Origin of the sequence: Vibrio kagoshimensis (genome assembly GCF_050337535.1) — a bacterium.
In the GTDB taxonomy this organism is placed as follows: Bacteria; Pseudomonadota; Gammaproteobacteria; order Enterobacterales; family Vibrionaceae; genus Vibrio; species Vibrio gallaecicus.
Window position 1 is genome coordinate 116,832 of record NZ_JAKJSZ010000012.1, and the last position, 24,840, is coordinate 141,671.

A 24,840-nucleotide genomic window follows, 5' to 3' on the forward strand; every position below is an offset into this window, starting at 1 on the left:
CATCTTAGGAGACAGAAAGGTGAAGAAGTCTATGAATTTTGAACATTTAAGGGAACAGTGGCCAGAGTTAGCTGAACTTGGTGCTTTTGCTGAAACGTACGCCGTTGTTGATCCGCAAAGTGCTCTCGTTAAGCTACGTTGTTATGTTGAAAAAATTGTTGGTTACCTATACCAAGAACTTCACCTACCTGTTGCTCCCAATGCTTCAATGCACGACAAACTCGTCAGTGGCGCTTTTACCTCGGTTGTTGATAAAACCATTGCTGATAAATTTCACGCTGTCCGCAAGGGGGGCAACAAGGCTGCCCATGAAGGGAAAGTCTCACAACATGATTCAATTTGGTTGTTGAAAGAGTCTTACTTTATTGGTTGCTGGCTCTATATGGCCTATGGCGACGGTGATATAAAAGGTTGCCCTAAATTTACTGTCCCAGACAATGCACCAACGGGTGAAGAGTCTAAAGCTGAGTTCAAGAGAAAGAACAAACTTTTACAGCAGAAGCTTAACCAAAATGACGATCTTCTTAAGAAAGCGCTAAAAGAATTAGAAGAAGTAAAGCAAGCGCAGTTAGAAGCTCAGAAACAAGCCGCTCAGCTGAAGCAGCAAACTGACCACGTTAAAGCCGATAAAATTCGCACTAATACTTTGTCGCTAAAAAGCAGTTTTGATTTCAATGAAGCGGAAACTCGTAAGCGCCTCATTGATGCTGAATTACGCAGTGAAGGTTGGGATGTCGCTCTTGATAATGAAAGCACGGAACAGGTGTCAAAAGAGTATGAAGTCGACGGTCAACCTACTGCGACAGGTAAAGGTTTTTGCGACTATGTTCTGTGGGATGACAATGGAAAGCCTTTGGCTGTTATTGAAGCAAAGTGCACCCGAAAAGATGCTAATGCAGGTCGTGAGCAAGCAAAGTTATATGCAGATGCACTAGAAGCAAGTACCGGCCAGCGCCCAGTCATTTTCTACACTAACGGCTATGAAATCTATATTTGGGATGATGCTCAAGGTTACGCTCCTAGGTTAATTTTTGGCTACTACTCAAAAGACAGTCTTCAGTATCTGATTCTTCAACGAGAAATAAAGAAAGATTTAAACAGCACACCCATTGATACAAAAGTTGCGGGTCGTTTATATCAAATGGAAAGCATCAGCCGTATTTGTGAGCGCTTTTCAGACAAGCATCGAAAGGCCCTTATTGTACAGGCAACCGGGACAGGTAAAACGCGAGTCTCTATTGCTTTAGCTAAGCGCTTGTTAGATGCAGGTTGGGCGAAACGTATTCTGTTCTTATGTGACCGAAAAGAGCTACGTAAACAGGCAGGTAATGCGTTTAATGAACACACTAAAGAGCCGTTATTCATCAAAGGTAAAAGTAAGAAAGAACTAGCTTCAAAAGCGCGTATTGTTATCGCGACCTATCCGGGCATGATCCAAAATTATGAAGAGTATGATGTTGGTCACTTTGACCTAATTGTTGCTGATGAATCGCATCGTTCGATTTACAACAAGTACGGCGAGCTATTCAAATATTTCGATGCATTACAAGTAGGTTTAACCGCGACACCTGTTGAGATGATTTCGCGCTCAACCAGTCAGTTGTTCGGCTGTGACTACAAAATGCCTACGGCGAACTACCCACTTGAACAAGCGATTGAAGAGAAAAATTTAGTTCCATTCAAAGTCGTGACTCACACAACTCAATTCTTACGTGACGGTATTAAGGCAAGCGAACTGACGGATGAGCAGATTGCAGAACTAGAAGACCAAGGTATTGATCCAAACACTCTGGATTTCGATGCGAAGCAGGTTGATAAAGCCATATTCAATAAAGATACCAATCGAGCAATCATCCGCAACCTAATGGAAAAGGGTTTAAAAGATGTGGATGACCAACTTCCTGGTAAATCGATTATCTTTGCAAGAAACATAGCCCATGCCGAACTGCTAGCTGAGTTGTTTAGTGAAATGTACCCAGATATGGGTGGAAATTTTTGCCGAGTTATTCACTCAAAATATGAGAGAGCAGAAGAGCTTATCGACAATTTCAAAAGTGTCGAAGGTAACGATGATGAGGTTACCATCGCCGTCTCAGTTGATATGTTAGACACCGGTATAGATGTACCTGAATGTGTTAACTTGGTCTTTGCTAAGCCTATAAAATCAAAAGTGAAATTTTGGCAAATGGTAGGGCGTGGTACACGTTTATGTGAAAACTTATATGGGCCAGGGTTAGATAAAAAGCACTTCCTCATCTTCGACCACTGGGGCAACTTTGAGCATTTCAAAATGAACCCAGACGAGGATGAAGGAACGCAAAGTAAATCTTTGGCGCAAAAAGTATTTGAAGCCAAATTAGTGCTGGCCGTTGAAGCGCTTAAAAAAGCAGAGATGGAAATCTTTGCTGACGTTATACCGCAGATTAAGGCAGACATTGACTCTCTAAACGTTCAAACCATCGCGGTACGCGAGAAATGGAAACTAAAAGCACAGCTGAGTGAAGAAAAACGTTTAATGCAGATGGCGCCAGATACTAAAGCGTTACTCTTTGATGAAATGGCGCCTCTGATGCAGTGGAAGAAGACCACCGGTGAAAGTGAAGCGCTGCGTTTAGATCTGCAACTCTTACAACTGCAACTCACCAAACTGCGGCAGCCGAGTAAAGTCGAGTTAGAAGTGCCGCCAATATTGGATAAAGTTACCAGTCTGTCGATGCATCTAAACGAAGTGCGTAGCAAAGCGGCCACGATTAAGCAGATTCAACAACCCAACTATTTGAGTGATGCCGATTATTTTGCGGTAGAAGCGTGTCGTCATAACTTACGTACGGTTATCCATTTACGCGATAAAGGCGTAGCACCACCTGCACCGACAACGCCCATTATTGACTTGCAAGAAGATCCAACACTCTATGAAACGCAAGAAATTAAAACCGACATTATCACTGTAGATTACGAGATCTATCGTCAAGAAGTTGAAAAGACACTTACGCCACTGTTTGAATCTAACACTGTGCTACAGAAAATACGTGGCGGGCAAGCGGTAACAGAAGCTGACTTATTAACACTGAATGCACTGGTGCATACACAAAACCCAAATGTGGATTTACATACACTTAAAGAGTTCTTCCCTGAATCAACAGCAGAGTTGGATCAAATCCTGCGAACGATAGTAGGGATGGATGAACCTCAAATTGAGCATGAATTTACTGCGTTCGTTCAACAAGTCCATACACACCTGAGTGCAAGGCAACAGCGTTTTATTGGCATGCTCAAGAACCACCTTTGTAAACACGGCTGTGTGGACATAGACGATCTTTATGAAGCACCATTTAATCAGGTTGATGATGCAGGCTTGGAAGGCGTGTTCCCTAACCCTGCGCAAGCAGACATAGTTGAACAGTTTGTTCGCCGCTTTAGCGTGCATTTGGGTAATAAACAATCAAGCGTCGAGAAAGCAGTGAATTAGCCCTTTGGTTAAGCCAGTAAGCTGATTACACTACAACCATTAAAAAACCAGCGGCTACTACCTTGAATGAGGGCCTTGAATTAAGGCTCTGAATACGCCGTTGGTTGCTCCCGAACTAGCTTTGCCGAAGAATTAAGCAAGCAGTCAAGCGAAAAACTAAGAGAATGAATAATGATTACATCAGGTGCACTAAAAAGCCAAATCGATAAGCTATGGGAAGAGTTCTGGACCGGTGGTATCACCAACCCTTTAACCGTCGTTGAGCAAATTACTTACCTGATGTACGCCCGTATGTTAGACATGAATGAACGTAACGATGAGAAGCGTAGCGCTCGTACTGGTAAGCCATTCACTCGTCGTTTTCCTATGAGCGAAGATAAAGAGAAGGATAAGCAACATATCCGCTGGGAAAACTTTCGTCACTTAGGTGCGGAAAAGCTTTACCCATTGGTTAAAGACGAGCTATTTCCCTTCTTTAAAGAGCTGACCAGCGATGACACCTTGTTTGCTGAGTTCATGAAAGACGCTCAGCTGATGATCCAAAAGCAATCTTTGTTAGTCAAAGCGGTTGAATTGGTCAGTGACCTTCCTTTAGAGAACAAAGACGTAAAAGGCGATTTGTACGAGTACCTACTTTCAAAATTGACCACCGCAGGTATTAACGGTCAGTTCCGTACACCGCGCCATATCATTCGAGCCATGATCGAAATGCTTGATGTAGAAGAAACACACCGCATTTGTGACCCTGCTTGTGGCACTGGCGGCTTTCTTTCATCGACGTATGAATACTTGTTAGAGAAATACTCTTCACCAGAAGGCACAGAGAAAGAGCAAGCATTTGACGAAGAAGGCAAGCCAGTATTAGACATTAACGGCAATCCGGTCTTTAACTATCTGTACGCAGGTGACAAGCTTGAAAACCGAGCCCATATCGATTACGACATGTTCCACGGCTTTGATTTTGACTCTACCATGCTGCGTGTTGCGGCAATGAACTTGGTGATGCACGGTGTAAAACAGCCGGATATCCACTACCAAGATACATTAAGCCAAAGCTTTATTGAACGCTTCCCCGATGAGGCTAAAAATGGCTTCGATATCATCCTTGCCAACCCACCGTTCAAGGGCAGCCTAGATGAAGAAGACGTCGATCCTGCGATTCTAAAAGTCGTGAAAACTAAAAAGACCGAGCTGCTGTTTGTTGCACTGATCCAACGGATGCTTAAGACCGGTGGCCGTAGCGCAACAGTTGTGCCTGACGGTGTTCTATTCGGCAGTTCTAAAGCGCACCAAGCGCTTCGTGCACACCTAATTGAAGATAACCAGTTAGAAGCTGTTATCTCGCTACCAAGCGGTGTGTTCAAGCCATATGCAGGTGTGTCTACCGCAATTTTAATCTTCACCAAAGGTGGCAGCACAGACAAGGTTTGGTTCTACGACGTGCAAGCCGATGGAAAATCACTTGACGATAAACGTACGCCAATCAAAGACAACGACTTGCCAGACTTGGTTAAGCAGTACAAAGCGTATCAAGCTGCGGTAATGGCAGGTGAGTCAACTGATCAGTGGTCAGACAAGACTCAAAAAGCCTTCTTGGTTGCGAAAGATGACATCAAAGCGAACAAATATGACCTGTCGATCAACCGCTATAAAAAAGTGGTGTACGAGCAAGAAAATTACGAAGAACCAAAAGTGATTTTAGGCAAGCTGAAAGCCTTAGAAAATGAGATTCTGGCTGATTTGAATGAGTTGGAGTCGATGCTATGAAAGTTGACTACATTCCCGTAACTGAATGCTTTGATATTAGAACTGGAAAATTGAATTCTAATGCAGCGGTTGATGGTGGGGAGTATCCGTTTTTTACATGTTCGAAAGAAGCTTCAAGCATCGATAAGTATGCTTTTGATCAAGAGGCTTTGTTATTAGCCGGAAATAATGCTCAGGGTCAATATGATGTAAAATACTATCACGGTAAGTTTAACGCTTACCAACGAACCTACGTTCTTTCACTCAAATCAGACAGCCATTCATATCCATATTTTAAGTATGCGTTGCAAGCTCAGCTAGAACTTTTAAAAGCTAGCTCTAAAGGAACCAATACAAAATATATTACGATGGAAATTTTGGGTAGGGTTTTATTACCTGTACCGTGCCCTAGTGAACAAAAACGCATCGCTGCCATTTTGGATAAAGCCGATGCTATTCGCCAGAAACGCAAACAAGCCATTGACCTTGCCGACGAGTTCTTACGCAGCGTGTTTTTGGATATGTTTGGTGATCCGGTGACGAATCCGAAGAAGTGGGATGTTAAAACTATAAGTGATTTTTGTAATGTTTCGTCAGGCTCAACACCTTCAAGAAAGAGAGAAGATTACTTCCAAGGTTCAATACCGTGGGTTAAGACAACAGAGGTTGACGGCTATGTTATCAAAGATACCGAAGAGAAAATAACCGAATTAGCCGTTAGAGACACAAGCTGTAAGCTTAACCCGAGAGGGGCAATAGTTGTTGCGATGTACGGGCAAGGTAAGACACGTGGAAAAGTAGGTATCCTTGGAGTGGAAGCCGCTACCAATCAAGCATGTGCTGTGCTAGCTCCTTCAAACAGTATAAACATGTCATATCTATATTACTATTTGAAGCTTTCGTACGAAACGCTGCGTTCATTGGGGCAAGGTGGTGGACAACCAAATCTTAACGGAACAATAGTAAAACAATTTCCAATATTGCATCCACCTAAACACCTGCAAGATCGATTTGTTGACATCGTCACGGTGTATGAAAGTACCGCGCTAAAAAATAATACGGTGACAGGCTGTTGTATAGAGTTATTCAACTCTCTTTCCCAAAGTGCTTTCTCTGGCCAACTATAAATTTCAGAGGTATCTTCGGATGCCTCTTTTTTTGAACGAAGATTAGGTCCTCTCTTTTTAAATATTGGTAAATAACATCCCTTATAGTTGGTGGTTTCAAAGGCATAAAAGTCAAGTTGAGATCCCAATTATTCCTATCATATCAGTGGTTATTCAAATAACCCCTTTCCTCTAAACTTAACCGTAAAATTAATTACACCTTGGTAATTTAACTTCCAAAGTTAAAGTGTGATTACCGACTTATTCCTTGATAAATCAACTTGTTACTAATCGGGATGTTTGTTGCAATGCATTGGCTTGTATAAAAATGGCTAAGTGCGAAGTATTTGGCCGGCTTACAGTTAAGGTTAAGTAAATAAGGTTAGGTTATTAATGGATACTACGTCCCCCAGCGCACTTGAACCTACAAGTGCGATACTCGGCTCTACTTCGGTTAATGGTTGCCTACGAGCCATTTTGACGAAGCGAGAACTATCTCAGCCAACAGGTCAGCCGCTCTTTACCTATCAGCTATCAGAATCCGAATATCATCACTTACGAACCAGTTTAAAAAAACAAAAATTGCCAACAAGGTTGCACGGAGATAGTAGCTGGTGTGCCGCTTTTTGCCTTTTTAGTGCTGAATGGTATCGACGTCAATATCAAGGTGGATGGAGCTGGAGTGGTATATCAAGCAGCTTAGAGTTTGAGTTAGATGCTAACCAACGTAGTAAAGTAATAAAAACAGGTTTTAAATATTGGCAGCGTACGGTTAGCCAATATAACGATGAAAGGCATAGTTTTCTTGGTTCAGTATTTCGAGAGGGCGGTTTGCCCTATGGGCTGCTAGCGAGTGAAGGCGGCCGTTTCCAAACAATCTTTAAACGTATTCTTAGGGTTTTTGACGACGCTCAGGAATTTGGTCAATCGCCTTTTCAGTTAGTGTCGGAGGGCCTTGAACATTTACCTGAGGCATTTAGACAAGAAACGACGGTTGATCTAATCACTAATATGGCGGAGCTATTGCTGCGTTTAACTGACGAATACAACCTGCAACAACAAGAGCAACCAGCCAATCATTTAGACACCCAATTACCCAATTGGCGAGATCTATTTCCAATCCCGCTTGATGTAGACACCGGAAGTGAATTTCTCACTGGCTTGCTGACTTCAGCCTCCGTTCAGCGAAAAGATAAATCACAACAAACAAAACGAATTATTTGCAGGCAAAGGCTTTCGAACAATGATGATTTGGGCTTTGTTGCTCAAATTAAATTGATGAAGGCGATACCTATGCCTTTTAAACGCGAAGCATTGATTAACAGTCGAGTTGAGTTATTTATACAAGAAGGCAATAGAGTAATTGCAGAGCTAGGCATTGGTCATACAACCTTTGAAGGAGAAACGACGAAGGTTATTTTACGAACTCCTGCTTGTGAATTTCGTCGCCAAGCTATAGAGCAAGATCTGTACTTAGTCGTATTGCAAGCCGGTGTTGAGCTTCATCGTGAAGAAATCGCTAATTCTGATCTCGCTATGAATGAGATGCCCATTGTGCTTAAGTCAGACGGTGAACATGATTGGGTCGTTGGACAAGGAAGTGTAAATGTTAAAGCAGATCAACTGAAAGCTATCTTATCAAAAGGTTCGACGTACACTGCCGAGTTTCCAGAATTGTGCACATCAGTAACGACAGAACACTGCCAGTTTGTCCACTTTAGTGGGGAAATTAAGGTTGATTATTATACTGAAGATGATGAGCATGATACTTATGTAATATCAACGCGACAGTCTGCAGTCTTAGCAGAGCAAGTGAGCGTTCGAGGTGTCAAATTACAATATTACTCAAGTACTGGACAACCTATCTATCTGGGGTTGCCAACCATTACCAGTCAAGAAGCGCATACAGAATTATGGTTAGGTAATAAACCACTAGGAGAAACGCATCAAGCTGGCTTGTTTGGTATCCAATCAGTACGTTTAAAGGCGAGTGGTAATCGAACAATGCTTCGTAAACGCCTCGCTATTCTTCCGCAATCATTCGGCATTGAACTTAAGCCGTCTAAGCAGGCTAATAGTGGTTTTGTCGATCTTCATTGTGAAAGGAACTTATTTGTATCCATAGAAGGCGAACAGGTCTCCTATAAACAAACCAATATAGAAGGTGGCAAGAGAATAACGGTGACAGCTGAAGGGTCACCGCCAGCGGATATTATTCTCTCTATCAGTGCTAACTTGATGGCTGACCCGATAAAAGTACGGGTACCTTTTCCAGCCTCAGGAGCGTTAACCTTTGACAAACATGGTAACGGTCTAGCCAATCGTATCACCATCGATGATTTATTAGGTGCACGTATTCAGTTTTTCCCGCGTGTAGATGTAGCGGCAAGTTATCATATTGAATTGAAAGGGCCGACGAGGTCTCGTGATGCGTCTTATTATTGGGAGTACAAGGTTGCAGATAAGGTGCTAGAGGTCAGCTTATATGAGTTTCGCCATCGAATTCGCGAACTATTGGCAGCATCTGGTGAACTTGATGATGAAATCCGAATGGTTATTGGAGGGTCGGGTTGTAGAGAACAACAAACGATCATTGGACGATATGCCACAGAAGCTCAACAGCTAAATGACACTGTGAGCTTTAATGTAAAACTGGAAAAAGAGCTCATTATTAAGCCAGAATTGATTAATTTGGCTGACCCAGCAGAAAAACCGCATGCCCTTCAACAAAGATATTCCAATGGCGTAGCGACAGGCGTATTCGAGCTAAATACAAAATTATCTCAGCCAGCGTTAATCGTTCCTTCAAACAAGACTCAGTTGGCTTTTCGCGCGAAGTTTATTCCAAGTCGTGAGCCTATTGAACATTCTAGTGATGTTAAAACTTTAAATAAGGCGGTTGCGTTATTTCATCCAGTAACTAACCCAAACGCGATAGCCGATGTGCTCCCAATGTTAGCGAATGACTTTAATCACAGTAGCTGGCGATTTATCAACGATTTGTTTGCTAATTACTCGCATCTTCCGATGGCGACCTTTGAAGTGTGGAAGGCAATAGTGACGAATACTACTTGCTTATCGGCTCTTGCGTTTAAAGCCGATAACCCCGCTCAATTAATGGAACGTTTGAAAGTTGAGTTCAATGTTATTTGGGAGCTTATACCGCTGAGTATTTGGCGGTCACATACTGTTAAGTATCGCCAGATGTTGCTAGATATAGGGCTGCCTGAAAAAGTGGTGGATAACAAAGTTAAGAGCAAGCTAGAAACTCTTTCTGAATTTACCCCATTGTTTGAAAAGCAGTGCCGAGCATTAATTGACGATCAATTTATTCAACAAAAGACCAATCTACCAGCTGTGTTTCAATACTTTCTACCGAAATGGAGCCAGGACTTGATGCGAGTTCACTTGTCTGACCGTGAATGGCCTAAAGCGTTTGGCTATGACTTAGAAACATGGTGCCAGAAACATTGCGAATCGCTTATTCATTTTGAAGTAAACCGAAGTTCACATAAAAGTGTGCTTTATTTCCCTATTTTTGCCGCTGCAGTGGCGTGTGGAAAAGTGCAACTGGAAGAATTGTCACCGTCACTTTATCCCATAGACTATTTCCATCTACGACAGATTGTCGAGTTTGACCGTCATTGGTTTAACCCCGTATTTCAGAGTGCATTGTGCGTATTTTCCCAAGAGGAAGCTTAAATGAAGCAATATTTTTCCACGCTAAAACAACAAGCTAATAGCCGAGCAAAAGAGTCAACTTTAAGTATTTTGGGTATCAATAACCCGGCGCTTAGAAACCATTTAAGCGAGAGAATGGAAACGGATGAAAAATTTGTTCACGGTCCGGTGTTTGAGCAAATGTTCTCTTGGGAAGCAGACGAAATAACGATAGAAGACCTTTCTACCCCTGAATATAACAACCTACTCAGCCCAGAGCTACTAGACGCGCTAGATGTCGCACCGCATAAAGAGGGGTGTAAAAGAGACAGTAGCTGCAAGTGTAAGTATGTTCTGAATCGAGAGATAAAGCCGTACAAACATCAACTAGAAGCATGGAGAGGTTTGCTTGACCCTCGCCCCCAATCCCAAATTATCACCAGTGGTACAGGTTCGGGTAAAACAGAGTGTTTCATGGTACCAGTTCTCGAAGATTTGTATCGAGAAACACAACAGACCAACAGTTCGCTAACCGGGGTGAGAGCGCTATTTTTGTACCCTTTGAATGCGTTAATAAACTCGCAGAAAGAACGACTGAATGCTTGGACGACACACTTTAACGGTGATATTCGTTTTTGTCTGTATAACGGTAATACGCCTAATGACCTTAAAGCTCAAGATAGGCAAAGGCAAAAAAATCAGCCTCAGGAAGTGCTTTCGAGAAAGTTGATGCGAGACAACCCGGCTCCTATTTTGGTCACCAACGGAACCATGTTGGAGTATATGTTGGTGAGGCAAGCAGATGCTCCCATTATCCAGCAATCGCAGGGCAAGCTGCGTTGGATCGTATTAGATGAAGCGCATACGTATATTGGTTCCCAAGCCGCTGAACTTGCTTTGCAGCTAAGACGTGTGATGCAAGCTTTTGATGTTAAGCCAGAGGATATTCGATTTATTGCTACGTCCGCAACAATTGCGGGCGCTGAAGCAGAAACGCAACTCAAACAATACCTCGCTAGGCTAGCTAATGTCGGCGTAGAGCAGGTAGCCGTCATTGGGGGGAGACGCGTTGTTCCGGGCTTACCCAAAGTAACACCAGCAAGCCTAACCATCAGTGAAATAGAAGCGATAGATCCAGAAGGTGAACAACCTAAAGAGAAGAAGCTAAGTCAAAACTCGGAAGTATCAGAGCGTCGATACTCTGCTTTAGCGAGTTCCAAACTAGCCGTTAGAATACGAGAGTTGTTAGCTGGAGACAATATAGGTCCGGTACATTACGCTGAATTGCTTGATAAATTACAACCTTATGATTTAAACGAAGCAGAATTATGCCGATGGCTAGATATCTGTACCGGAACCAAGCAGTTTCATAGCAGTGAGGCATTTTTAAAGCTTAGAGCTCACTATTTTCAGCGCACATTGCATGGTTTGTGGTGCTGTATTGACCCAAACTGTGCGAATAAGAAACAGTCTAAACTGAATGGCGCATGGCCATTTGGTCTTGTTTATAGTGAACATCGTCAGAAATGTCATTGTGGATCTGCAGTACTTGAATTGGCATTTTGCAATGATTGTAATGAACCACACCTATTAGCCATAGACCAAGATCGTCAATTGCAACAAAGGACTGGGAAAATAAGCGATGAATTTTCGCTACTTGATGAAGAAGAAAAAGAGGTAGATGAGGAGCGCTCAGATCAGTTTTCCAAAAAGACAACGGCAAGTGATACTCAAGTCGTTATTGGATCAAAGCAGAATGATGATTACCTACTAACAGGTTTTGATAATGCAGGTCATGAAGAGTTTGTGGAGAACAGTTCAATTCACTTATCAAAGTCGATGAATGAATCACAACAATGTTGCGAATGTGGTTACTCAGGTAGAGGTCAGTACAGTAAAGCGTTGCGAAGAGGGTTGTTGGGTGCACCATTTTACACAGCAAATGCGGTACCAACAGTATTAGAATACTGTCCGGATATTGAAGTCGATAAAGAATCCAAAATAGGCCCTAACTCTGTCCCGGGTCGAGGGCGTCGGTTAATTACTTTTACCGATAGCCGACAAGGAACGGCAAAAATGTCCATTCGAATGCAGCAAGAAGCAGAGCGCTCTCGATTGCGAGGTTTAGTATTTAAGGAGCTTCGCAGGCATGTTGAAGAGAAAGTCGTTATAGATGAGGCGTTACTCGACAGCGTAAAGGACTACTTGAGTATGCCTATCGACAAATTACGAGTCATGTTGCCATCCATCGAACAATCCATGCCTGAAGATGCAAAGGCACTAAAAGAATATATTGATGTTGTCAGTAGTTCGGTTGCTATACCTTTGCCTCAAACGATCCCTTGGTCTGAATTGGCAGCTGCTATTAAGCAAGATAACGATCTAAAAGAGTCGATGTTAAAAGAGAACAAGCGGCTATCGCCAGAAATTTTCGATGACTCGACAGGACCTTTGCGACTCACTCAAATGCTATTGACGAGAGAGTTTGCGAGACGACCAAAAAATAGAAACAGTCTAGAGACTCAGGGGTTGGTCAAAATAGTCTACCCAGGATTGGATAAAATCGATGTTGTTCCGGAGCTTTGGGAGAATTACGGCCTAACGGTAAAAGATTGGCGTGATTACCTTAAAGTTTGTTTGGATTTCTTTGTCCGCGAAAACTCTTATATAACCATTGACCGTGAATGGATTCGTTGGATCGGTATGCACTTTTCACCTAAAACATTATTAGGGCCAGATGCTAGTGATGTCGATGAAAACAGAGCGAAGAGTTGGCCGTTAGTGCGAAAAGGCAGTAAACGTCAACAACGTATAATCACTCTGCTCATTGTTGCCACAGGAATTGATATTACGAGTACATTAGGGGAAGACACGGTTAATGGTTGGTTGATTTCTGCATGGAATGCATTAACTGGATCAAAAATTTTACAAGATTCAACAGCAGACAAACAATATAGTTTGAACCTGACTAATGTCAGCTTTTCTTTGATGAATTCGGCTTATATATGCCCGATTACGAACAAGCTGTTGGACACTACGTTTAAAGGGATCACTCCTTATATTCCGTTTAAAGGCCAGTTAGATAGCAACCTATGTGAAAAAGTGAAACTTCCCGCGGTATGGGCTTTTGAAGGAAGTGACGACTTCTTACTTTCATTGATTCTAACGCGCAAGGATATTGAAAAATCATCGGAAGTGAGATCACTTAGAGAGCAGAATTTGTGGACGGACATTAATGACCGAACAGTAGAGGGTGGTTTTTACTATGCTTCAGCAGAACACTCTGCGCAACAATCCGCTGAGCGACTTAAAATCTATGAGGATGAGTTTAAAGTTGGCAGGAAAAATGTCCTCAATTGCTCAACAACAATGGAAATGGGCGTTGACATCGGAGGTATTACAGCGGTAGTGATGAACAATGTGCCGCCACACCCTGCGAACTATCTTCAGCGAGCAGGTCGCGCTGGTCGATCTAAAGAATCTAGAGCGATAAGTTATACGCTGTGTAAAAGTAACCCGCATGATACGTTGGTTTTTAATAACCCGAAATGGCCATTTACTACCGTTATACCAGCTCCTCATGTTGAATTTTCGTCTGAGAAATTGGTGCAGCGCCATGTGAATTCATTTTTGATGGGACGCTTCTTAATTGAAGAGGTTGGATTAACGAATAAAGAGAAATTTAACTTAGATCTTGAGTGGTTTAATGCGAAGCTTAACGGTGAAAAATCTATAGCAGAACGTTATATTAATTGGCTAAAAACGTGTGATAAGAGATTTGAATCAGCTTTATCTACTTTAATTGAAGGTACTGAGTTGAAAAAAATTCCTTTGACACAAATCTGTAAGCGCTCGGCAAAGAAAATAGAGGAAATAACCACGCGTTGGCTAAAAGAGTATCAATACATAGAAAATGAATTGGTCGGTGTTGATCCAGATGGACCTTACGCTTTTAAGCTAAATAGTGAAAAGTCCCGTTTATGTAGAGAGTACTTACTACGGGATTTAGCGACAAGGGCGTTTTTGCCTGGATATGGATTCCCTACTGATGTCGTAAACTTGGATACCGATAATATCGTCGATTTTAGAAGGCAGCTTCAATTTAGGAATCTAAGCAAACTTGATCGAGAGGATAATGTTTCTATCAATCGAGGGTTACCAAGCCGAAATCTAGCTGTTGCAATTCGAGAATATGCCCCAGGTTCAGAAATAGTTCTTGATGGGCGAGTACATCGGGCGGCAGGCATTTCTCTTAACTGGCAGAAAATTCACGTTGATGGCGCGAAGGATTCACAGAAATTTGACTTAGCTTGGCGTTGCCCTGGTTGTGGTCAGACAGGTTACGAAACGGATCTGGAAATACAATCTGATTCAAATTCTCTCGTGTGTACCAATATCGCTTGTGGACAAGTCATTCCAAAAAATGATGAAAAAGACCCAAGTAAAATAGACTGTCGAAAAAAAGTGATTCAACCTACAGGTTTTGTCACTGATTATTATCGAGAGCCAACAAATAATATTTCGAATAATAATTATGTTCCAGTACAACCTTCTTGGGTTATTGCATCCGGTACAGCGACACCATTACCCATGCCTGCACTTGGTTATATGGTGGCGGATACTAATGGAAAGGTCTTCCATCATAGTTCTGGGTTGTCCGGTAAAGGATACGCGTTGTGTATGGCTTGTGGCCGCGCAGAGTCGATGACAGCGAAAGGTGAGTTGCCAAATGCGCTTAACTTTGAAAAAACACATAAGCCCCCGCGTCCTAGTAAGTTCGATAAAGATGAAGTAGGTCGACACGCTGATTGTGATGGGTCAGCCAAGATAATGTCTTCAATTCATTTAGGTATTAACTCTCGAACCGATGTATTTGAGCTGGTGATTAAAAACCCCAAAACGGGTGAATACATACCTGATAATGAGCAGGGTCGGAAAGTAGCGACTACATTAGCTGTGGCATTACGAAAGTGTTTAATCGAACAACTTGGAGTGTCTACCAATGAGGTTCAGTATAGCGTTAGGCCAACAGTTATTGGTGAGAATCAACACGCATTAGTGCTACAACTGTTCGACAGCGTGGGCGGCGGTGCCGGATTTTCGACTTCCGCGCCATTTCATATCTCTAAGATATTAAATGGATTAGTTGGAAAGCTTGATTGTAGGAAGCATTGTGACGCGTTTTGTCCTGAATGTCTTTTAGAGTCGGATTCGAGACACGATACCGATAAACTCGATCGCATGTTAGCAATAGAATGGTTAGGAGATGATTTTAAGCACTACGTATCACTTGCTACTAAACACCAAAACCTTATCAATGATGGAAAATACTGCCCTCAAACTATTGAGGCGCAACTAACCGATTTACTCAATGAGAAAGTATCGGAATGTTTGTTTGTTCTTTCTTCTGAAGTCGAAGGTTGGGATACATCTCTTGTCTTGATGAAATCGAAATTGCATGAACTATTGGCGAAGAATATAGCTGTTTCAATAGTCGTCCCGAAAGTTGATTTTACTGAAGAAATTCTGAGTTTTTTAAGGGAAATACAAAAAATCGGGGTTCAACTTAGGTATGGAAAAGAGTGTGGGGCGATTGTTTTTCAAGGCTTAACTAGTAGCGGTTGGTCAACATTAGCTAACCTTGATATTAAAGCAACCACCCCTGGAGAGTATTGGCTTACAGCGGAAGATATTTCCATTATTTCTTATAGTGAACCAGAAATAGCGACAACTCCTTTCGAATTAGACTCCATGGAGCCAACTCACTTGTTAGGAGCTGTTCATGTTGATCTCACGACTGAACTAAATGGACCGCTATCAAACTTCGGTAGTGGCTTTATTAAGCTATTGAAAAGTAAGGATGAGCGATTAGCAAAGCTGCTTAAAGAAGGTGAGTTGAAAAGTATTTCATATTCTGATAGGTATCTCCAAAGTCCCGTTTCTTTGTTGTTGTTAGCTGAGGTTCTCAAAGTACTAGGAGAAACATCGGATTGCCAAATAGAAGTCAACAGCTGCTTTGATGAACAAAATAGAAATCCATTTGCTGTTAATCATGATTGGAACGATCGCTACGATTATGACGCTATATTTAATGCGTGGTTGACTCATATGGCCGGCAAAAAAGTAAATACCAACATAATTGATAATAAACGCGAAGTACCGCACCGAAGAGCAATACAATTGCATTTTTCTACTGGTGATATCGTTGAAGTAACTCTAGATCAAGGTTTTGGATATTGGCGTTTAGATCTCGCTGGCGGGATGCATCGATTTGATTTCATGAGAGATACACACGATCAGATAAAGAGGCTAATTGAGGTTTATAAATTGGCGAAGGTGTCTAATAGTGCCAGTTGGTCTACTTGGATTGCAGTTAACGTGTTGTAAGCATTTCAAATGTTAAAAGGTAAAATATGAAAATAACGTCACTGACTGTTGGTGGGTTTAAGGGAATAAAGACAAAGGCTGTCATTCCGTTGGCACCTATCACGCTTTTCTTTGGTGCGAACAGTACGGGTAAAAGTACTGTTTTGCATGCGTTGTTATATTTGTACGAAGTAGTCGCGAAGCGGAACTTTGATGCTCAACATAGTTCAATAGCGGGCGAGGCCCTCTATTTTGGTGGATTTCAAAACCTAGTTCATGGCAAAGACTTAAATGGCACTATTACTATAGGTGCCACTCTTGATTTTAGGGATGGTGCATCGGATATTTGGGATGAGTACTTGTCTGATTCTGAGCGTTGGTTACTCGAATCTGATTTAGGCTTTACTCCTGATTCAGAAGCGGATGAATTTAATTTCGAATTAGATATTAGATGGGATCACCTTAAACAGAAGACATTCGTCAGCCGTTATGAGTGTAACAGTAAAGGCAATGAGTTATGTCGTATAGAATCGCAACCAGGTAAACAGCAAAGTAGCATCACTCATTATCAACCGTTACCTCATTGGGAAGTAGATGAATCGTTCTCATTAAACAACTTATTTGATTCGGGAGAATGGGAAGAAATGTTCCTGAAAGGTCAGGACGCATTACCTAATATCTATGCTCGTCTAGATCTATCTAATGCTCCATTCTCTTGGAATAAAGTTTTTCCTGATCATCCTTTAGCTGCAAAGTTATTTGCAGAAGCTACATCTTCTCAAGCGATATTAGCGCCCATGAAATTGTTGGTGAAAAAGCTAGAAGACTTCATTCATATCGGGCCACTACGTGTTGTGCCAAATCGTTCGATAGTGTTAAACAGTAAAACCAGTCCACAACGTTGGTATGATGGGACTGCGGGTTGGGAGACGTTCGCTTACTCGAATGAAAGTGTTAAAGCTAAGACCAATGAGAAATTTACAAACAATGATTTCTTTGGCACCAATTATTGTTTTGAAGCACCTAATCACGGTGAAGCAAGCTTGATTGAGAAAACCGTTATCCTCAAAGACTCGCACACAAACATACATTTATTGCCATCAAGCGTAGGTGTTGGCGTTTCTCAAGTATTCCCATTCGTTGTTGCCACATCACTTGAACAAGACCTTATCGTATCGTGCGAGCAACCCGAACTGCATATTCATCCTAAATGGCAGTTGGCTTTAGGGGACATGATGCTAGAGGCAACTAAGAAAAACCCTGACCGTATGTTTTTAGTTGAGACCCACAGCGAACATTTGCTATTGAGGCTGTTAAAACGTCGCCGCCAAACCGCAGATGAAGAGATCGAATACGAACCGTTTGGTTGTAAGAAAAGTGATGTACAGATAGTTTTCTGCGAGCAATCCGAGGGTAAAACTCGTTTAATTCCAATCAAAACAACTGACGAGGGTGAGTTTGATGCACCTTGGCCAAATGGCTTCTTTGAAGAAAGAAGAGAGGAGCTATTCTGATGCTACATTTGGAATTTGCAGTTGCGCCTACTGAAGTCAACTCTTTGGCCGACTTGGCTCTGTTGGATGCGCGACTAGGGTTTGACCGTGGGGCTGTGTTGTCTGGTTTTCCGAAAGCTTGGTTTAGAGATGTCTCTGACCAATTAAGGCAGACGCACAATGGAACTTCGCTGGATAAAGCAACAGAGCGACTTAGAACTTTCAAAAATAATAAGACAGTTGCGTTTACTCGAACGTATGAAGAAGGTAGTTGGGTAAATGCAGCTACAGAAAGCCATGGAAATGTGCCGTTTCATAGATTAGTCGATCAATCATTTACTCAGTTACCTGTTTTTGTTTCTTCGATTACTGAGTTAGAAGACCCCGACTTTAACTACAACTCTCAATTTCCTCGAGATGCATTGTCTCTAGCTCAAGCAGCTACTGCACTTTTACTCGGTGCGGAGAAAGTTACTATTTACGACCCATTTATTTGTGTTACTAAGTCGGGTTATCGTAAAACGCTGCTTGAACTTATGAAGTTATGTAAAAAGGCTGAAGTAGAGTTTCATATTTTTTCAGAAGAAGACGGAAAACCAGCTTGGGGGCAAACAGAACAAGCTCTAATGGAACTAAAAGCTGTTATGCCTGGGAACATTAAGTTGTACTGGTATTGCGCAGATGATGATGGTTCGGGTTTTTTACATTCTAGAGGTTTATTCACAGCCAAGGGTGGTTTGATCTACGACAGGGGGTTTGCAGAACCAAGTGATAGAGATCAACGTCAAGAGCTCACAGATATAACTCCGATGCCCAACGATTTGCTTCAAGCGAAAGCAAATTCTTACAACACGTCTCTTCAATATGAAGATTTTGCTCTTGTGAGAGGTGTTTGGTCCTCGCATCCCTAATGAACAATTGGGGTCTGTAACTTGATGCGATACATGTGGCAGGATTAATTAAATATTAATCCTGCTCTCTAGCTATGGATTTAATTATGCATTTACAACTCAGCGCTACTAATGCTCTTAACAAATGGCTTAAAAACGATTTCCCGCGCTTATCAGTAGAAGCGGGCAAACAACCAGGAGTCAATAAACTAAGCTCGGATGCCGCTACTATAAGCTGGCAGGTACACCTGATTGAAAACCGTTGCCAATCCGTAGATAAAACCATAATCGCCTGTGAAGCTAGCAGTCGCTTCACTTTTTTATGCCACTCAATGGCCTATTTTTCACTCCAGATGAGCTCGCCGAAAGGCTAAAAATTGAGTGGCAATTTGCCTTCGTTGAAGCTTTGGAAAGCTACTCCTTGGAAACTTATGCCTTGAAAGATAAGGGCTTAATCCGCCGTTATGACATTGCCATGTTGCTATCAAAGCTCAATGACATTGAGCTCACACCGAACTGGATAAAAAACACCGATCTGAGTGTTAACGGCCATATTGCTGACGCTGCACAGTGGGTCACGCAAACCTTGGATGATAGGAATCTCGATCGATTGAGCCAAATGCTGGCGCTTGAAATTTCTAGCTATATCAATTCTTTATCCCGATCGAGCGGGTGCTCGACTATGCCCAACAAGTCACGAAAGTAACCCCACCCTCTGATGACATGAGTAATGTAGTTCTGTTTAGGGGCGAGTTAGTTTTATTGACTCATCTGAAGGTAATAATATTTACTATAGGTAAATACCCTTACAGTTCATATCTTCACATCTCAAGGCAATTCCAATAAAAACAATACGTTATAATGTGGCATGCTAGTTGATTAGTAACTCTTAACTTTCATAGAAAAAGGAAAAAGTTATGGGTTACGAAATTGATTTTTTAGGTGTTGGTGAAGAGTCTAAGAGTGGTGATGCAATCGCACTTCGCTACGGTAATCTACACGGTCATCGTGACGAGCAAACGGTAGTTGTGATTGATGGTGGTTTTCAAAGTACAGGTTCAAAGATTATTGATCACATCACCACTTGTTTCGGCACTTCCAAAGTGGATTTGGTCATTAATACTCACGCTGATCAAGACCATATCAACGGTTTGGAAACCGTCCTCAATGAACTCGAAGTAAAAGAACTTTGGATTCATCAACCGTGGCTACATAATCAAGGGCTTGCTGATAAATTCAAAGATGGACGCGTGACGGACAATAGCTTAGGGGATCGCCTTAAGCAAAACCTCGAAAAAGCTTGGTCATTGGTTCAGTTGGCTGAATCGAAAGCGGTTACTGTACGTGAACCTTTTACGGGTTTAACGGACACAGGAGGTGGTGTTAAGGTTCTTGGTCCTTCTGTTGAATACTACGAATCCCTCACTCCTGATTTCGATGGCATGCCGGAAAAAGCCATTGCAACGAATGCATTAGAAAGCTTTTTTGACAAAGTGCCCGCATCTATTAGTCGTTTCTTTGCCATTTGGGGTGAAGACCAGATTGATGATGACGGAGTCACATCGGCGAAGAACAACTTAAGTGTAATCACCCAATTGGTCGTTGAGGGAAGGCGCTCTGTTTTTACTGGGGATGCGGGCATTCAGGCTTTGGATTACGCGGCAGATCAAATCGATCAGTGTACGAGCGGAGCAGAGCTTCGATTTATGCAGATCCCACATCATGGCAGTAAGCGTAACATCGGGCCGACAGTTTTAAATCGTTTGGTTGGAGAGCCTATCGGGCAAGGTTCGTCTCGAAATATTACGGCGATTGCCTCTACTGCTAAAAATGGTGAGCCTAAGCACCCACGAAAAGCGGTTATGAATGCTTTTACTCACCGAGGTGTCAAAGCACTAGCGACGAGAGGCTCCGATATTTGTCACCATTATAATGCTCCTGGTCGTGATGGATGGAACAGTATGAATCCTGAGCCATATCACTTCGACTATGAAGAAGAGGTGGCATAATGGTGGGCATGTCGATGAAAGCCAATAACATTGTCCCGCTCTCGGTATTGATGGTTCTTCAGTTCACCGTGATATCACTTGTTAATCAAAGTTCTTTTGATATCAGTTATGTCAATATACTAAAAGACACCGGTGGAGCGATGTTAGCGATAGGTGCGATTTCGGGGTGGCTTAGCCACCTCATACCGGCTGAAGTCAAGAGCGTCTTGGTATTTTGGCGATGGAGCAATGTGTTACCTGGGCATCGCTTTATACAGTTATCAGAGAAAGATCGACGTATTGACACTGTGCTCCTAAAGGCCTGCGTGTCCGAGTATGATTTGTTGAAGCAAAATAATAGTGAGCAGAACAGTCATTGGTACAAAGAGTTTTATCGTCCATCCAATAAGCAGGACGAAGTGGCTTCAACTCACAGAGCGTATTTGTTGTATAGGGATGCGGCGGCTGTATCTTTTGTCAGTGCCTTTGCCTTGCTGGTCGCGAAGCAATTCTTGGGCGAGTATCTTTTAGAAGTAAGTTATCAATCTTTGTGGGTGTTTGTGGTAGCGATCGCAGGCTTTTCAATCGCAGCAAGAAACGCGGGGAACAGACTCGTCACAACAGCCGTAGCAATAAGCTTAAGTGACTTAATATAGTGGTCAGATTTGAAGTTTAACAAGGAAACAGTTGGTTAGTTATGAATGTGAAAAGTAAAGAACGTCAAACAATCAAAGACAGTAAAAATTTAAGAGTGACAGAAACAGCTCAGCCAGAAGTGAAAAAACGTATAACTCAACTACTGGAGCAGATTGGTGAAGGGTTACATGAGAGAGAGCAGATCCTTTCTATATCATTATTGAGCACGCTTAGTGGGCAGAACACTTTTCTATTCGGACCTCCTGGAACTGCTAAAAGCTTAATTTCTAGAAGGTTAGCCTGTGCATTTGAGTCTCAAAAGTATTATGAACATTTGATGAATCGTTTTACAACACCTGAAGAAGTGTTTGGGCCAGTGTCAATTCAAGAGCTCAAACAGGATAAGTATATCCGTAAGACAGAAGGGTATCTTCCTGATGCAGAGTTTGCATTTCTTGATGAAATTTGGAAATCCAGCCCAGCGATATTAAACACTCTGCTCACCTTAATTAATGAACATGTTTTCAAAAATGGCAGTGAAATTATCAAGGCACCTATTCGTTCGGTTATTGGCGCCTCGAATGAAGTACCTCAAGAAAACCAAGGGCTAGATGCTCTGTATGACCGATTTATTACTCGCTTAATGGTCCCGCCAATTGTACTTGAAGATAATTTCAATTTGTTACTAAACGCAAAGCCTTCGACTAGTGATCCTAATGTTGATAAGGAACTTAAAGTATCTCTTTCAGAGCTTAATCAGTGGAATGAAGCGATACATAATGTTGAACTTAGTAATGACACTTTGCTTGTTATCAAATATATACGCAATGAGATCAGTGAAAAAAATGAAGAGTTAGGTCTGTATGTTTCGGATCGACGGTGGCAAAAAGCTGCAAATTTGTTGAAAGCATCTGCGTTTTTCAACGAGCGTAATTATACAAACCTTACAGACACAATACTTCTAAAGCACTGCTTATGGACTTCTCCAGAAAACAGGATTTGTACCGAAGAGATCGTTATGAATGCTATCGAGTCATGTGGAATTGCTAGTGATATCAATTTGGCTGATCTTGATAATAGTAAAGATAGCTTAGAGAAAGAGATTACTAAAGAGCTCTTCTATAAGGAAGATGTATATGACGTAATTTCATTAGGGGAGGCGGATTACTTTAAAGTAGTAGCAAAATTCAGAGAGCATAATTCATATTCTTATGGCAATCCGGAAATTAAGCAGAAAACGGTTTATATTCCTTTTAATAAGTTTAAAAGTAAGACTTCTTTTCACCCTGTCGATACATCGGGAAATGACGTAAAAGAGGTTACATGTGAGTTCGATGAGCAAGGATCTTGTACACTATCGTATAGCGAAAGACGTTATGGAAATAGATATAACGACTTTGAATTCACCCCTTCTATTTTGTTCCACAAAGGAGATAAAAGAAGTGATGTAAACGAGAGGTTGATTAAATCTCTTTCAGGTTCAGTTGGTAACCTGAGAGGACAGCTAAAAAAAAGCCTTAAAGAGACAGAAGACAAGTTGAGTGTATATAAAGTTGAGCTGCATAGTCCCTTTGCTACAAGTGCAGATGCAGAGGTTGCTTTGAAAGGTGTTCTTTCTCAGATAGATAAACTCAAAATACGAATTAAAGACTGTGAACGTCTGGAGGCTCTATGCCAGTAGAGCTGATCCATAGGCAATCAGATAACCTGCTGAAAGAACTCACAAGTGAAAAAAGTTTATTGCTGGGTAATTTAGATGAGTTGTCATCTAAGGTAGAAGCCAAAGTCAGTGCTTGGAAAGAAGGTGTTGAACGGTCATTAGAAGTGGATAACCCTTTTTTCGATGATCAAGCGAATCTAAAAATATGGACGAATAATCAAGATATTGATGGATTACTAAAAAACTACATCTCATTTTGTCAGAAGGCTAAATATCACGTTGATTCTTCCTTTTGGCACAAAGAGTTGTTAGAGAAAAAGCCTAATGATACAGCTAGAAGTCTCCTGTTGTTAGATTGGCAGAAGAAGCTGGATAAATCTGCATCTGAGTGGTACTTCGAAACTCTGTCCAGAAAGCGTGAAGAATTTTATAAACAGATTAGTGAATGGCTTAATTTACTGGAAGAGTTGATGTATAGCTTAGATAGTTTAGGTCTTGAGCCAGGAATGTACCTTGATTTATCTGATGTTGAATTAAAAAGTGGAAGTATAGAAGCGCTAAAGAGATGGGCGGATTACCTCAAAAACAACGAAGGTGCCAAAAAGGTATCTGAGCTTTTAGGGAAAGTAAGGCAAATTGAATCATCAACTAAAATTGAAAAAGTATTGAAGTCGGTAGCATTCAAACAACCAGTTGTTGATATCAATTCAAAGGAAGAGATTGTAGGTGTGGTTCAAGGGAAGGATATTGAGCACGCGCTACCCTCTGAATTGGCACTTCTTTCGGATCCTGAAACATCAGTTCTTTTTGACCTTAAATATCTGGAATCACGCCTATTGAGTTTTGAAATGCAGGGCATTACAGAAATAGATCAGGAGGAGAGTCTCCTCGTAGATGAATCTGTTGAAGAGGATTCGAATTTAGGACCTATGATTTTATGCATAGATACGAGTGGTTCAATGTACGGTGCACCTGAACACATAGCCAAAGCTATGGCCTTGTACTTGTCTTCTGTAGCTAGAAAGCAGGACCGAAATTGCTATCTAATTAACTTCTCAACATCTATTGTGACTTTTGATTTGACGGGTAAAAAAGGGCTGGAATCTTTGATTAAGTTTTTGAGTTCCTCTTTTCATGGCGGAACAGATGTTGCTCCAGCACTCCGTCATGCTACTGAGTTAATGAAGAGTGAGTTTTATGAAAACGCTGATGTTTTGGTTATCTCTGATTTCATCATGAGTGAACTACCAAAAAACGTTATGAAGAGTATTGAAGAGCAGAGAGGACAAGGGAATAAATTTAATTCACTAGTCATCGGTGATTGCTTTATGTACCAACGGTCTAAGACGCAGTTTGATTTGGAGTGGATATATAATCCACATACTAGCAGTATTCAGGAGCTAGTTAACTTCAAACAAAGCCTGATTTAGCGTAGGTTGAAATTTCCCCGTGTAACGGGTGCTCTACAAAGCTTCTAAATATGTGGGGTTTTGAAGAGGAGTGGTACAAAACTGATATCTTGCTGGTGAGCGATGGTGATTTTCCAGTACCTTCGGAATTAAGTAGAAAAATTAGCAACCGAAGGGGAAATAATGGGTTACAAGCACACGGTATTCAAATAAGTAACTCTCACTGCACACCAATGAACAAAATTTGCGGTCCGATGCATTACGTTTCGGAATGGGGTGATTTAAAACATTAGCTCCTTGTTAGCGATGGCTGTCAGCGTTATTAGCAAACCAAGGCTCACTAGCCTATTGAAGTAACTCAATTTTATCTAAGCTAGTTATCATGATTTAAGCCTAAATATGGTAAATTCCATTATA

Annotated in this window: 12 protein-coding genes; all 12 read left to right on the top strand. The window is 41.7% G+C overall.

The genetic code is table 11. The features are described 5' to 3' along the window. Nucleotides 1-31: 31 nt before the first annotated feature. The 12 genes from L4C37_RS13060 (at nt 32) to L4C37_RS13115 (ending at nt 24,444) form a co-directional block, all read left to right on the top strand. Nucleotides 32-3,469: a DEAD/DEAH box helicase family protein gene (locus tag L4C37_RS13060; RefSeq protein ID WP_429768845.1), complete on the top strand. Its 3,438-nt coding sequence runs from the start codon at nt 32-34 to the stop codon at nt 3,467-3,469. Nucleotides 3,470-3,640: 171 nt separating this feature from the next. Further along, nucleotides 3,641-5,236, top strand: a complete 1,596-nt coding sequence (locus L4C37_RS13065) for a type I restriction-modification system subunit M (protein WP_429768846.1) — start codon at nt 3,641-3,643, stop codon at nt 5,234-5,236. After that, nucleotides 5,233-6,342, top strand: a complete 1,110-nt coding sequence (locus tag L4C37_RS13070; protein WP_429768847.1) for a restriction endonuclease subunit S — start codon at nt 5,233-5,235, stop codon at nt 6,340-6,342. Before L4C37_RS13065 ends, L4C37_RS13070 begins: the two co-directional genes overlap by 4 nt. Before the next feature lie 372 nt (nt 6,343-6,714). Then, on the top strand, nt 6,715-10,023 hold the full coding sequence (locus tag L4C37_RS13075; protein ID WP_368085592.1) for an STY4851/ECs_5259 family protein: 3,309 nt from the start codon (nt 6,715-6,717) through the stop codon (nt 10,021-10,023). Further along, nucleotides 10,024-16,368 carry a DEAD/DEAH box helicase gene (locus tag L4C37_RS13080; protein WP_429768848.1) on the top strand — a complete coding sequence of 2,115 codons (6,345 nt, stop codon included), beginning with the start codon at nt 10,024-10,026 and terminating at the stop codon, nt 16,366-16,368. A 26-nt stretch (nt 16,369-16,394) separates the two neighbouring features. Continuing rightward, complete coding sequence (locus L4C37_RS13085) at nt 16,395-17,861, top strand: DUF3696 domain-containing protein (protein ID WP_429768849.1); 1,467 nt, start codon at nt 16,395-16,397, stop codon at nt 17,859-17,861. Next, on the top strand, nt 17,861-18,751 hold the full coding sequence (locus L4C37_RS13090; protein WP_429768850.1) for a hypothetical protein: 891 nt from the start codon (nt 17,861-17,863) through the stop codon (nt 18,749-18,751). The genes L4C37_RS13085 and L4C37_RS13090 overlap by 1 nt, the downstream gene beginning before the upstream one ends. Nucleotides 18,752-19,052: 301 nt before the next feature. Continuing rightward, nucleotides 19,053-19,436, top strand: coding sequence for a hypothetical protein (locus tag L4C37_RS13095; protein WP_429768851.1), 384 nt, complete (start codon nt 19,053-19,055; stop codon nt 19,434-19,436). 211 nt (nt 19,437-19,647) lie between these two features. After that, nucleotides 19,648-20,739 (top strand): ComEC/Rec2 family competence protein, encoded by a 1,092-nt coding sequence (locus L4C37_RS13100; RefSeq protein WP_429768852.1) that lies wholly within the window; start codon nt 19,648-19,650, stop codon nt 20,737-20,739. 14 nt (nt 20,740-20,753) lie between these two features. Then, on the top strand, nt 20,754-21,374 hold the full coding sequence (locus L4C37_RS13105) for a hypothetical protein (RefSeq protein WP_429768853.1): 621 nt from the start codon (nt 20,754-20,756) through the stop codon (nt 21,372-21,374). Between the two features lie 41 nt (nt 21,375-21,415). After that, on the top strand, nt 21,416-23,035 hold the full coding sequence (locus L4C37_RS13110) for an AAA family ATPase (protein WP_429768854.1): 1,620 nt from the start codon (nt 21,416-21,418) through the stop codon (nt 23,033-23,035). After that, nucleotides 23,026-24,444 carry a VWA domain-containing protein gene (locus L4C37_RS13115; RefSeq protein ID WP_429768855.1) on the top strand — a complete coding sequence of 473 codons (1,419 nt, stop codon included), beginning with the start codon at nt 23,026-23,028 and terminating at the stop codon, nt 24,442-24,444. Before L4C37_RS13110 ends, L4C37_RS13115 begins: the two co-directional genes overlap by 10 nt. The last annotated feature ends 396 nt before the right edge of the window (nt 24,445-24,840 follow it).

What these genes read in the sequence shown, in the direction of transcription:
- L4C37_RS13060 (WP_429768845.1), top strand. Translation starts at nt 32, where the DNA reads ATGAATTTTGAACATTTAAGGGAACAGTGGCCAGAGTTAGCTGAACTT.
- L4C37_RS13065 (WP_429768846.1), top strand. Translation starts at nt 3,641, where the DNA reads ATGATTACATCAGGTGCACTAAAAAGCCAAATCGATAAGCTATGGGAA.
- L4C37_RS13070 (WP_429768847.1), top strand. Translation starts at nt 5,233, where the DNA reads ATGAAAGTTGACTACATTCCCGTAACTGAATGCTTTGATATTAGAACT.
- L4C37_RS13075 (WP_368085592.1), top strand. Translation starts at nt 6,715, where the DNA reads ATGGATACTACGTCCCCCAGCGCACTTGAACCTACAAGTGCGATACTC.
- L4C37_RS13080 (WP_429768848.1), top strand. Translation starts at nt 10,024, where the DNA reads ATGAAGCAATATTTTTCCACGCTAAAACAACAAGCTAATAGCCGAGCA.
- L4C37_RS13085 (WP_429768849.1), top strand. Translation starts at nt 16,395, where the DNA reads ATGAAAATAACGTCACTGACTGTTGGTGGGTTTAAGGGAATAAAGACA.
- L4C37_RS13090 (WP_429768850.1), top strand. Translation starts at nt 17,861, where the DNA reads ATGCTACATTTGGAATTTGCAGTTGCGCCTACTGAAGTCAACTCTTTG.
- L4C37_RS13095 (WP_429768851.1), top strand. Translation starts at nt 19,053, where the DNA reads ATGCCACTCAATGGCCTATTTTTCACTCCAGATGAGCTCGCCGAAAGG.
- L4C37_RS13100 (WP_429768852.1), top strand. Translation starts at nt 19,648, where the DNA reads ATGGGTTACGAAATTGATTTTTTAGGTGTTGGTGAAGAGTCTAAGAGT.
- L4C37_RS13105 (WP_429768853.1), top strand. Translation starts at nt 20,754, where the DNA reads ATGAAAGCCAATAACATTGTCCCGCTCTCGGTATTGATGGTTCTTCAG.
- L4C37_RS13110 (WP_429768854.1), top strand. Translation starts at nt 21,416, where the DNA reads ATGAATGTGAAAAGTAAAGAACGTCAAACAATCAAAGACAGTAAAAAT.
- L4C37_RS13115 (WP_429768855.1), top strand. Translation starts at nt 23,026, where the DNA reads ATGCCAGTAGAGCTGATCCATAGGCAATCAGATAACCTGCTGAAAGAA.